Here is a 12,534-nt window from a genome sequence, read left to right as displayed (position 1 = left end):
AAGTATCTTTATACTACTTTTGTAACACAATAACAGTGCGGGATGGAGCAGTTGGTAGCTCGTTGGGCTCATAACCCAAAGGTCACAGGTTCGAGTCCTGTTCCCGCTACCTTAGAAAAGCCTTGGATCGAAAACGGTTCAAGGCTTTTGCTTTTTATGCCTCTTTGCATTCCTGTTTCTATCCTTTTATCGATCACTTCCCCGGTATATTCAACGAAGGAGCATCGTTATATGTAGTAAAGTTTCTATATTCGGGAAAGAATATATGATTGCTATACCTCATGACGCCAGCCCGACTCCGGTTCCTCTTAATTGCCCTACTACTTCTTAATTCTACATTGCCTTGGTGTAGCCGGAGTCACGCCGCCTTTGCTAATCCGACAGGTATAGCGTATGCTCCTCCCGCTACCCCAGGTGCTATAGCCGGGCCTGCAAAGGTTTGTCCGGGCCAGGATCATACCTTCTATAGTGTTGAGGCCGTTGCAGGGGCTATTTCTTACAGATGGTCCGTTCCGGACAGCTGGGTGATTACTGCCGGGCAAGCGACCAGGCAAATATCGGTTATAGCGGGTAGTAAAGGTGGCGTCATCAGCGTAGTGGCTGAGAATAACGACGGGGTAAGCGGGGCCCGCGAGCTGGCAGTTCAACTGGATAACCCTCCCGTGCAGCCGGGTGCCATAACAGGGCTTTCCGCTTTGTGTGCTGGTAGCCGCGCCAAGTACAAAGTCGAGGCGACAGCTGATGCCCGTTCGTATGTATGGAGCATCCCGGCCGGATGGGTGATTGTATCAGGTCAGGGAACAAGTGAGGTAGAGATCCTGACAGCAAACGTAGGAGGAGTAGTGCGGGTAACTGCCGCGAACGCGTGTGGCCAGAGTGCCGCTTCTCAACTGGCTGTAACAGTTTACCCGCCTGTGAGCAATAATCAGGTACAGGGAGAGCAGGCGCTTTGTGCTGGCCAACAACCACAGGCTCTAACCGGCAGTGTCCCCGCCGGTGGCGAAGGTGCTTATACCTATCTGTGGGAGAGCAGCACACACGGTGCTACCGAAGGGTTTATACCTGCGGATGGAGTGCATAACCAGCAGAATTACACACCAGCAGCCTTAACCGAAACCACCTGGTTCAGACGCAAGGTAATGTCAGCAGATTGCCACCACATTAGCGACGCGATCATGGTAAAGGTGCTGCCTATACCTGCCAAGCCGGCCATTGAGCAGCTGAGCGGAAAGGAATTGAAGACATCTGTGGCGGGAGCAGCCTATAAGTGGTGGCGCAATGGGGTGTTGCTGGAGCAGCATACGCAGGTCATCACCATAACGGAAGCGGGTACATACACGGTGCGGGTACAAAATTCCGAGGGATGCTCCTCTGTTTTATCAGATGCGCTGGAAGTGGTGCAGGAGGAAGAAAAGGAGGAGGTGCAGCCGGAAGAAGTCATTCCGCCTGGGGTTAACGTTACGTTGCGCCCGGGCCAGAAGAAGCTGATCTTGTCTTCCAAGGAGCCACTCCCGATGGCACTGCTGGTGATAACGGATCTGCAAGGGCGACAGGTATACCGAAAAGAAATGCTGCAGTTGAACAAGCCCGTGGCACTCGCGTTAGACCAACTGCCCGATGGTATTTATGTACTCATGCTTCAAACACCAGACCTATACCTGAAAAAGAAAGTACTGCTCCAGCGCTAGACGCAGCAGCGCGTTTTCTGCATAACACGGGGTTAGCGCATTTACTTTAAAACTGACGACAAATCATATACAGCAAGCGTAGGTATGCTCGTGCGCTTGCTGTTGCCTTTCCCTTAAGTTCTTTCTCCAAACTGTAGCGACCATCGCTATATTGCTGATTCACGCTAAAAACGATTCAAGGCTTCTATCTTTAGCCTGGGGGGACGCGTCACTGCCTCCGATCATCTTTCGAATTCCTGGCTATAGCAGTTTAAATATAATCGCCACTATATTTAAACAGAACTATACCCTTTCCCGTACATAAGGGTCTTCTACTGTAGGTAACTATCAGAGCAGATCCTAAACATTAAAGCTTCTCGTTTGTAAGCCAATTATGGGGGCAAATTTGTCATCCACTAAATAAGGTGTATATACTGTTATTTGATTGTTTTACTTATATTTAAGCCATATTTGCTTTAAAGTCGTGCGCTGATAAATCATAATGAATGATTATATCGTTATAGTTTCAGTACAGCCAAATGTCACCCTTTAAACCTGATCCGATGCGCCAACTGCTACCCAGGCATCTGTTCTTTAGCTTGCTTGCTTTTCTGCTATTATCAAGTGTCCATGCTTGGGCAGCTCCCTGTCCAAACACTGTACAGATTGAGGGACGTACTGTTCTGTGTGAAGGTGAAGAAACTATCTTAAGAGCTCCTGAAGGTGCTGGGCTTTCCTACCTATGGTTTAAAGATGGCGTTCAGACTGGGGTCACAACCAGAGAGCTGCAAGTTACTGAAACGGGCAGGTATAGAGTGCAGGTGTCAGGTACTGCATGTGACGTAAGTGTTTCCTCTGAGGTCCCCATCACTGTTAACAGCCGCCCGGCGGCGCCAAACTTTACCGTTACTCCCTCTACTGCAGCCTGTGCGGGTACTGCATTAGCTTTTTCAGTAAATAACGCAGACGATGCACTCTTTATTTATACCTGGGATTTTGGGGATGGCAATACGGCCCGAGGATCCAATGTAACATATGCGTATGACCTGCGAGAAACAGGTGTAAAGCCCTATAATGTAACCGTTTTTGCAACAAGCCGCGAAACGAGCTGTGAATCTGAGCCAGTAGTGCGCGAAGTGCAGGTGCGCCCGCTTCCAGAAATCTCTTTCACCGAAGAAAACAGCTTTCTCACCTGTCTGCCTGATACTGTTGCAGATGACGAAATTAGCGTAACAGCCATTATTAGTAACACTACGCAAGAGCCATACCTGAGTGACATCCGCAGCTACTCCGTAGATTGGGGCGATGGCAGTGCACCGGTGCAGTACCGCCCTTCTGATTTTCCGATCTCCAATCCGAGACCATACACCGCCGTTGGGGATTATACCATCACGATATCAGCTGTAGCTGGCAATGGTTGTACGGAACCCTTCACGCAGGTATACAGTGTCAGCAAAGAGCCCAAGGCCGGGTTTTCGCTGGGCAAAAAGCGGGCGGATGAAAATCAACAACCCCCCTGTGTGCCCGTCATCGTCACACCCGAAGACTCCGCCACTGGTGGAGGGCTAAGCTATGTGTGGTCCGTAACGCCAGATCAGGGCTACGTGCTGGAATCGGGCAGCCTGACAGAAGCGAATCCTGTTTTCCGTTTTACAGAATCCGGGGTGTATACCATTGAGCAGATCGTCACCAACGGGTGCGACTCCGACACAGCCTCGCAAGGTATTGTAGTTGGATGGCCACAGGTGCAGCCGCCGGCAGGTGGCGTATTTTGCGGACCAACCAGAATTGACCTGAGTGGTACCGGTGGCGGGGGCGTTCCAGGTGGCGGCGGTGGTCTGTTCATCGACAAGAACCTCGGGGAGGAAATCACGGTGACCATCTCCATCAACGGACCGAAAGGACCAACAACCCGTACCTTCAATTCGGAGACCTTCAGCTATGCCTATGATTTTGACCGGCCCGGCACCTATACCATCGCCGTAGAAGCGGTGAACGAATGCGGCAGCTCCAATGCCATTTTCCAGGGGCAACCACAGCCGCCGGTGCAAGTCATCATACTCCAGCAGCCAGGGCTGCCAACCATTGCTAACCCGGGCATTGTCTGCGAGGGCGATTTTGTGGAGCTAACCCCAACGTCAACGGCCCCCTCCTTTGCTTGGTTCGATACCGATGACCCCAACGCAACTCCTATTTTTGTAGGTAATACTTTCGTGACGCCACCACTGCCAGCTGGCAGTAACAATTTTTATGTAGCTGCCCGCGATTCGGCGCAAGGCATACTCTGCACAGGCCCTCGCCGGCAAGTGACCGTTACCGTTAACCCACGCGTGACAAATAACCTGATTGATATTGGAGGACAGGAGACAGGAAGTGTGTGCGTGGGTGGTGTATCTGCAGCGCTTACGGGTACCAAACCTTCCGGCGGCGATGAAACTTCACCTTACAGCTATACCTGGCTCGTAAGTACAGCAGGGCCAGACCGAGGTTTTGCGGCAGCGCCAGGCGTGAACAATAATCAGAATTATACCCCAACACAGCCCATTAACGCCACAACCTGGTTCAGGCGTGTCGTTCGCTCGGCTAACTGTTCCCCCGACTCGAGTAATGTGGTGGAAGTAGTGGCCGTAGAGCCGGTGCCTCCTAGCGCAAACGTCGTCACACCGGCTTTACAGGAAATATGTGCAGGTGATGTGCCAGCCCAGTTGGTGGGCTCACAGCCTAACGGCGGGGCTGGTGGTCCTTATACCTATCGCTGGGAAGTCAGCTCGACCGAGCCTGACGCAGGCTTTGTGGCGGCGCCAGGCAACAACAACGGAGAGAACTACACGCCACCTACCAATCTAACTGGTAACAGCTGGTTCAGGCGAGTAGTCACGTCAGGGAGCTGTGACTCTCCATCACAAGCTGTCAGGATTACGGTCTCTCCGGCCATCACCAGCAATGCAATCACGGCTTCTCAACAGGACGAATGCTCAGGTACTGCTCCGGCTACCATTACCGGCTCTGCTCCAGCAGGTGGCAACGGCAACTATACCTACCAATGGCAGGTGAGCACAAGTGGGGCTACCGGTAACTTTACACCGGCATCCGGTACCAACAACCAGCAGAGCTATACCCCAGGATCCATTACCCAAACCACTTGGTTCAGGCGTGTTGTCAGCGCGGGACAGTGTACCCCGAGCGAGAGCAACGTAGTCGAAATTCGTATACGGCCTGCCATTACAGGAAACACCATTTCAGCAGCCCAGGAAATCTGCTCAGGCACACAGCCGGCGGCACTGACGGGCACGACTCCTTCGGGTGGCAGCGGCGGCTTTACATACCGATGGGAAAGCAGCATCAGCGGGCCAACAGCGGGCTTCAATCCGGCACCCGGCCAAAATACAGGTGCAGGCTATACCCCTCCGGTGCTGACGCGCGACACCTGGTTCCGTCGGGTGGCTATTTCGGCAGGCTGCGAGAATCCTTCAGAGGCCGTGCTGATCTCGATGCTGCCATTGCCAAACGCGCCTATCCTGACAGTGAAAGACGCCCGCGCCTGTGTGGGCGGCTCTGCTACCCTGACAGTGGCCAATGCCAATGGCAACACCATTGAGTGGTTCGATGCCCCTACAGGCGGGTCGCCGCTCTTTGTGGGTACAACCTTCGTTACGCCGGAACTTAGTGGTAACACCACATTCTATGTGCAGGCCAGGAACAACAACAATTGCACCAACGCTACCCGCACAGCCGTTAATGTGACCATTGTGGAGCCCGTAGCAGATGCGGGTCCGGATGTGGAGATCATACAGGGGCGTCCTACAGAGCTTCGTGCCACCGGCGGCGTGACGTATGCGTGGGAACCTGCAGAAAGCCTGAGCAATGCTAACGTGGCTAACCCAGTGGCTAGGCCCGACGTGACGACCACCTATACCGTGACCGTCACGACTGAAGAAGGCTGCACGGCTACCGATGAGGTAACCGTAACAGTTATACCTACCATCACGGCACCGAACGCCTTCTCACCGAACGGCGACCGGGTGAACGATGTGTGGGAGATCGGAAACATTCAGAATTATCCGGATGCCCGCATTGAGATCTTCAACCGCTGGGGTAACCAGATTTTCAGCTCAACCGGCTATGCCACCCCTTGGGATGGCACCTACAATGGCGAGTCGCTGCCGGTGGCCACCTATTACTACATCATTTATCTCAACAGCTCCGAAAAACCAATTTCAGGGCACGTGACCATTATCAGATAATGACTATGAAAAAGCTGTCTCTCCTGTTGGTAGTATTGGTGGGTTTTGCTGCGCAGGCTTTCGCACAGCAGCGTCCGCAGTACAGCCAGTACATGGTCAATAACTTTCTGCTTAACCCCGCCCTGTCAGGTATAGAGGATTACGCCGACATACGCATCAGTAACCGGCAACAATGGGTAGGCCTCGACGGAGCGCCCGTTACCTACTACGCCTCTGCCCATATGCCTCTGAACAAGGGCGCTGCCAGTACCAAGTATGCCAAGGCTTTGGCGCATCACGGGGCAGGCGTCATTTTCCATACCGATAAGACAGGCCCCTTGCGCCGGACAGGGCTGTCGGGTACGTACGCCTACCACCTGCCTGTAACACGTACCATCAATGTGTCGGCGGGAGTGGCGGCCGGTTTGATCCGCAATACAGTAAACAGCGCAGAGTTGGAGTTCACCAATCCGGCAGAGCCATTGATAGGTGGCGGGCGGATTAACCAGAATGTGCTGGACCTTTCCTTGGGGCTGTGGGTATACTCCCGTAACTTCTCGGTGGGCCTGGCCGGAGCGCAGCTGCTCGAAAACGCCGGCACTTTCCGTTCTTCTGAAGAAAACAACGTGTCGCTCGACCTGCAGCGGCATTATTTCCTGACAGGCAGTTACCGTTTTGCCCCAGGAGGTAAAATTGACCTGATCCCGTCCGTCATGTTCAAGCTGGCCGCCCCGAGTCCGCTGTCGGTGGACGTGAACCTGCGTGCCCTTTACGATGAGCGTTTCTGGGTGGGTGCCTCCTATCGTCACAACGACGCAATTGTGGGCATGGTGGGCGTTTACGTGAGCCCGCTGATCGACATTTCCTATTCCTACGATGCCACTACGTCAGGCCTCAACCGGGTAAGCGCCGGAACCCACGAGGTAGTAGTCGGTTTCAAACTGTTGAACGACCGCCGCATCATCTGCCCGCAATGGGTTTGGTAAAGCAGGATTTTGTTTCGGTTTAGTACAAATGAAGGCGGGGCTGTGTCGCAATAATTTTTTTATGTTGCTGATACAGAGTAAGCCTAATTGTTTCTACTTTTGTGCCCAAGTCTGAAAAATACAATTTAGGTATGGCCTAGATGACCCAATCAGGCATGCCCGCAGCTATGTGCCGACACAGATTTTATACTAAATAAGCAAGATAGGATTTTGCCGTAATTAAGTTTAAACTTTAACTTAAAATTTGGCGCTTTACAAATTTTGTTAAATTTTAGAGCTTAATATAACCCCAAATATATGCAATATACTTTTGAGGCTTCTCAATGTACTTTTTAAAGTATATACTTGCAGGTTATTTGGCTAAGTGAGAAGAAAGGAAAAGAGCTTCGGGTATGGCCGCCCGTAGCTGCAGATTGTTGAATACTTAAACGCCAGGTTCTATAACAAACTTATACTCATTGATTTCATGACAAGCTTCTCAAGTAGAGCCCTGCTCTTAGTGCTAGGCTTATGGCTGGTTGTATTTGGCGTAAATGCACAGCAAGCGCCCACACTGGGGGCCTTTTACGACTATAACGTTGTAGGTGGCGACAGGGTTTTCAATCAAGCCAACACAAATACGGTTGTTCGCGCAAAAGCAGCCTCCGTTAGCAGGCCCGCTCAAAACTTTAGCCCTGGTGCTGTCTGGCGTGGCATTGATAACGTGAATGCCGCAGCCAACGCAGCACTTGCCGCGGCCACTTCGGTTTACAACACAGCAGCGGCCACAGCCCCCACCGCCACACTAACCAATCCAGAGCTCGGCGGCCGTACCTATACCTCCGGCGTGTATGTTTTTAATGGCGATGCCACTGTCACCAACGACATTACACTGGACGGAAACAACAATCCAAACGCGGTTTTCATCTTCATCGTCAAAGGCAGCCTGAACATAGGAGCCGGAGTAGACATTGAACTGATCCGGGATGCCAAGATTGGCAACGTATTCTGGGTAGTCGAAAATGAGCTCACAGTAGCCAATGGTGCCGAGATTAAGGGCCAGTACCTGGCAAAACAGGCTGTTACGATAGGCGACGGTTCAATTGTTCGCGGACGTGTGGCTTCCTTACAAGGAGAGGTCAGGCTGAACAACAACAACTTCTTTCTGCCAACAGACCTCGAGATCAAAATCACGAAAACAGAGGGTAATGCCGGCGTTGACCGCTACATTGTCGGTCAAACGATCACCTATACCTTCACCGTCACCAACAAAGGCCCGGTTGACGACGAAAACGTACGGGTAACTCCCATTCTTTTCTCAGGCGCTAACCATACCTATACAACAGACGCTCCCGGGGCCACCTTTTCGTTCGTAAATGGCAACTGGACATGGAACATAGGGAGCCTGAAAGTAGGACAAACTTATACGCTTACGCTGACGGCTACCATCAACGAAACAGGACCGGGCTTTGTGCGCGGCACAATTTCGGGAGCGGCCGAGGACGAAATTCAGCAGAACAACACAGTTGACATTAACTTTTGCGCCGTACTGCCAGATGCTGGTGTGATCACAGGAGCCGTTGAGCTTTGCGTGGGAACTGTTGGAGAGTACAGCATCGAGCCGGTAGTAGGAGCCACTGGCTATACCTGGAACGTGCCAAGCGGTTGGAGAATCACAAGTGGCCAGGGAACCACCAAGATCACAGTAGAGGCAACGAATCGTAACGATGAGGCCTTTATACAGGTATCCGTAAACAATAGCTGCGGCGCCAGCCCCCCCAGCCGTCTGAAAGTAAATAACTACCCCGACCCTCCTGCCACACCTGGGCCAATTACGGCTAATGAAGGTGTCTGCGCCGGAGAAGGCGCGACCTACTCCATTGAACCAGTAAAGGATGCCACTTCTTACATCTGGACAGTACCAGCAGGTTGGAAGATTGTGACTGGACAAGGTACCACACAGATTTCTGTAACGGTTGGGGAATCAGGCGGCAAGGTAACGGTAAAGGCTAAGAACGTCTGTGGCGTGAGTCCGAACGCAGCCGAGCTGGAGGTGAAGCCTTACCTGCAGGCCCCAAACCAGCCATCCAACATTTCCGGGTCAGGCACCTTGCCTTTCTGCGTGACCACAGATCGCGTAACGTTCAGTGTGACAGCCAGCGGCGATGTAGCCGAGTATGTATGGGAGTACCCGACTGAGTGGACGATTATCAGCGGTCAGGGAACCAACACGGTTGTCTTCAACCCGAACGGCGTAGGCGGTACTGTGACCGTGAAAGGTATAAACGCCTGCGGAACCAGCCCATCCCGCACTTTCAATGTCGTGCCTGTTCCAGGTCCCCCTGTTAACCCAGGCGACATCTCAGGCGCCTTCCCGGTTTGCCAGAACAGTGTCGGTACAAAGTACTCCGTAGCACCAGTGCCAGGAGCCACCGGCTATACCTGGTATGTGCCAGATGGCTGGACCATTACGGCAGGCCAGGGTACAAATGAAATCACCGTATCCCTGAGCGAGACTGCCAGCGGTGGCCAGCTGCGCGTACAGGCATTTAATGAATGCGGCGCAAGCGGCATCACACGAAAAGACGTAACCACTGCAACCGGCGCACCGTCTGCTCCAGTTGCTATAAAAGGTGTAGAGTTTGGTTGTACTGACAAAACCACGGTGTATGAGATAGACGCGGTTGCCGGTGCACAAAGCTATACCTGGACGCTGCCTCCAACCTGGTCTATTGTGAGTGGACAGGGCACAACCCGCATTACAGTGACAATCGGAAGCCAGTCAGGCAATGTGAGTGTGATTGCGACGAACTCGTGCGGTCAGAGCAGCCCGGCAACAAAGGCCGTAAGACCATTCCCAACCGTGCCTGCCTCCCCAATTGCCATTAAAGGTCCTGCCGAAGTATGTATAGGGCAAAGTGAGGCCGTGTATGTGCTGGAGCCAGTTGACCATACCTTGGAGTACATCTGGGCCGTGCCGTCGGGCTGGACAATTATATCAGGTCAGGGTACGACAGAGATCAAGGTGAAAGTGGGTACATTGGCTGGTGACATTACCGTAACAGCTTCTAACCCTTGTGGTAACAGCGTACCTGCCAAATTGCGCGTGGTACCTGTGCCGGACGTGCCAGCTCCGCAGGCAGGACCTATAACCGGAAATGCACAGTACTGCGCCGGTCTAAACCAGACGTATTCGATAGCCGAAGTACCAGGTGCAAGCTCTTACTTCTGGAGCTTCCCGGGCGCCGACTGGGTGATCGTAGAAGGCCAGGGCACAACACGCGTTACCGTAAAAGCTGGCGCAACACAGGGTCAGGTGAAAGTGGCCACCGTGAACAATTGCGGAACCAGAAGCACCGCTACCGGCTTCACGGTACAGTCTGTAGGGTCCGTTCCGCCTTCGCCAGCGGCCATCATCAGCGGTAACGAGTCTTACTGCGGCAACGCCACTGGTCTTACTTTCCGCATCGCAGCCGTTCCAACAGCTACCAGCTACGAGTGGGTGGTGCCTGCAGGCTGGAAGATTGAATCCGGACAAGGCACTACACAGATCAAAGCGACAGCCGGAACAGCAGGCGGTGAAGTAACAGTAGTGGCAGTGAACTCATGCGGAAAGAGCCAAAGCGTTAAGTTGCTGACAGAGCCTCAGCGTCCGCTCATGAACCCGGAGGCCATCAAAGGTCCGGAACTGGCATGTGTGGGCAGAACCGACGCGGTTTACTCTATACCTGCCATTAGCGGTGCCGAGACATACCTTTGGAAAGTGCCGACTGGATGGGAAATACTGGAAGGAGCAGGTACCAACAGCATAAAAGTGAAAATAACAGGCAGAGGCGATGTATTTGTGAGCGCCAAAAATGCCTGCGGCACCACAGCCGAGTCCAAGCTGACGGTAGAGGTCGTAACATCTCCTCCGCTTGCCCCTACTGCTATCAAGGGCGAAACACTGACATGCGCAAGCCGCACCACTACCTATTCCATCGATCCGGTTGCGAACGCGTCCTCTTACTCATGGAAGGTGCCAACTGGCTGGACGATCACTGCAGGGCACGGCAGCACGCAGATCACCGTGCAAATAGGCACAGGCTCAGGAGAAATAAGTGTGGAAGCCGTGAACGACTGCGACAGAAGCGCTGCCACTAAACTGGCAGTTTCGGCAAGACCGCTTCCTGTCATCAGCCGCATCGTGGACCGCACGCTGGCCTGCTCCGACATCGCCACTTTCGAGCTGGAGTCTAACAGCCCAGGCGCTTTATTTACCTGGGAAGTACCAGCTGGCTGGGAGATCCTGTCAGGCCAGGGTACCAGTGTGATCACAGTAATGCAGGGTAACAACAGAGGGGAGATCACCGTGGTGGCCGACAACGGAGAGTGTAAGAGCGACCCGGTATCAATGGTCTCGGACCCTGGTCTGCGCGAGGCCAACCTCATAGTGCCGAACGTGTTTACACCGAACAACGACGGGGAGAACGACACCTGGATGATCGGAAACCTGGCGAACTACCCGGACAACGAGGTGGTGGTCGTGAACCGTTGGGGTAACGAGGTATACAAGAGCAAAGCTTATCAGAACAACTGGAACGGAGACAAGCTGGCAGAGGGCACTTACTACTACCTGATCCGCCTCACGCTGTGCGATGGCTCTGAGAAGACCTACAAAGGTTATGTGATGATCGTCCGATAAGAAAACAAACGAATTAAGTGATTACCATGCGAAAATTAGGGGTACTTCTGGTGTTACTGCTGCTGTCCTGGGAAGGCTATGCGCAGCAGGCACCACAATATACACAGTACATCTTCAACGAGCTGATCATCAACCCGGCCTATGCGGGGAGTAAAGAGATTATCAACGCCAACCTGACCCACCGCAGCCAGTGGGTAGGTATAGAGGGCGCACCCACCACGCAGACCCTGAGTGTAGACGGTTCCTCGCGCAGTGGGCTGCTAGGTTTTGGCCTCAATGCCATGAACGACGAGCTGGGCGCGCAGCGCCAGATGGGGCTGCACGCCAACCTGGCGGTGCGCCTGCGTATGAGCGAAACGGCCAAACTGGCACTCGGCTTTGCAGCAGGTATGGCACAGTATACGCTCGATGGCAGCAAGCTTAACACAGGCAACACCAGGCCTGACCAGGCGCTCAATCCGGGCAGAGTTTCGGAGATGATGCCTGATTTCAGAATTGGTGCCTTCTTTAACACCGAGCGTTTCTACACGGGGCTCTCGGTAGCCAACCTGATCAATACGGGAGGCGACAACCTGGAGGTCACTATGCCGAACCGTCATTATTTTCTTTCAGCGGGCTATGTCATGGACCTTTCCTCAACGCTGATTTTCAAGCCGAGCTTTTTGGTAAAGGAGGACTTTAACAGCCCGACCAGCCTGGACCTGAACGCCTTTTTCCTGCTGGGGGAACGCATCTGGCTCGGAGGCTCATACCGCACGGCCGTGAAAGTGCACAGCAACTACTCCGACGAGTATGAACTGGACAAGCGTAACGCCTGGGCCGCCATCGCGCAGCTGTACGTAACGCCTAAGCTGCGACTGGGCTATTCGTACGACGTGAGCCTCAACTCGCTGCGCCAGCACGCCAGCCACGAAATTTCATTGGGTTACTCTTTCTTCAAGAAGCAGGACAACCGAATGCTGACCCCTCGTTATTTCTAAACCCACCCGGAAAGC

5 protein-coding genes and 1 tRNA gene are annotated in these 12,534 nt (G+C 53.3%); all 6 read left to right on the top strand.

The window, feature by feature from the left end:
- Positions 1 to 36 precede the first annotated feature (36 nt).
- The 6 genes from B0B12_RS09395 to B0B12_RS09370 all read left to right on the top strand — a co-directional run bounded on the left by B0B12_RS09395 (position 37) and on the right by B0B12_RS09370 (position 12,519).
- Positions 37 to 109, top strand: a tRNA-Met gene (locus B0B12_RS09395).
- A gap of 172 nt (positions 110 to 281) precedes the next feature.
- Complete coding sequence (locus B0B12_RS09390) at positions 282 to 1,688, top strand: T9SS type A sorting domain-containing protein (protein WP_076668211.1); 1,407 nt, start codon at positions 282 to 284, stop codon at positions 1,686 to 1,688.
- Positions 1,689 to 2,266: 578 nt separating this feature from the next.
- The gene (locus B0B12_RS09385) at positions 2,267 to 5,911 is read left to right on the top strand and encodes an Ig-like domain-containing protein (RefSeq protein ID WP_244554722.1); all 3,645 of its coding nucleotides are present in this window, start codon (positions 2,267 to 2,269) and stop codon (positions 5,909 to 5,911) included.
- Positions 5,912 to 5,916: 5 nt separating this feature from the next.
- Entirely contained in the window at positions 5,917 to 6,876 is a 960-nt protein-coding gene (locus B0B12_RS09380) for a PorP/SprF family type IX secretion system membrane protein (RefSeq protein ID WP_076670170.1), read from the top strand.
- A 466-nt stretch (positions 6,877 to 7,342) separates the two neighbouring features.
- Positions 7,343 to 11,539, top strand: a complete 4,197-nt coding sequence (locus B0B12_RS09375) for an ice-binding family protein (protein WP_076668208.1) — start codon at positions 7,343 to 7,345, stop codon at positions 11,537 to 11,539.
- A 26-nt stretch (positions 11,540 to 11,565) separates the two neighbouring features.
- The gene (locus tag B0B12_RS09370; RefSeq protein WP_076668206.1) at positions 11,566 to 12,519 is read left to right on the top strand and encodes a PorP/SprF family type IX secretion system membrane protein; all 954 of its coding nucleotides are present in this window, start codon (positions 11,566 to 11,568) and stop codon (positions 12,517 to 12,519) included.
- The last annotated feature ends 15 nt before the right edge of the window (positions 12,520 to 12,534 follow it).

Origin of the sequence: Pontibacter indicus (assembly GCF_900156345.1) — a bacterium.
Lineage (GTDB): Bacteria > Bacteroidota > Bacteroidia > Cytophagales > Hymenobacteraceae > Pontibacter > Pontibacter indicus.
Note: the sequence above shows the minus strand (reverse complement) of the source record. Positions and strands in the feature narration are given on the sequence as shown.

Bases quoted from the DNA above. Each gene is read 5' to 3' on its own strand.
- B0B12_RS09390 (WP_076668211.1), top strand. From the start codon at position 282: ATGACGCCAGCCCGACTCCGGTTCCTCTTAATTGCCCTACTACTTCTT.
- B0B12_RS09380 (WP_076670170.1), top strand. From the start codon at position 5,917: ATGAAAAAGCTGTCTCTCCTGTTGGTAGTATTGGTGGGTTTTGCTGCG.
- B0B12_RS09375 (WP_076668208.1), top strand. From the start codon at position 7,343: ATGACAAGCTTCTCAAGTAGAGCCCTGCTCTTAGTGCTAGGCTTATGG.
- B0B12_RS09370 (WP_076668206.1), top strand. From the start codon at position 11,566: ATGCGAAAATTAGGGGTACTTCTGGTGTTACTGCTGCTGTCCTGGGAA.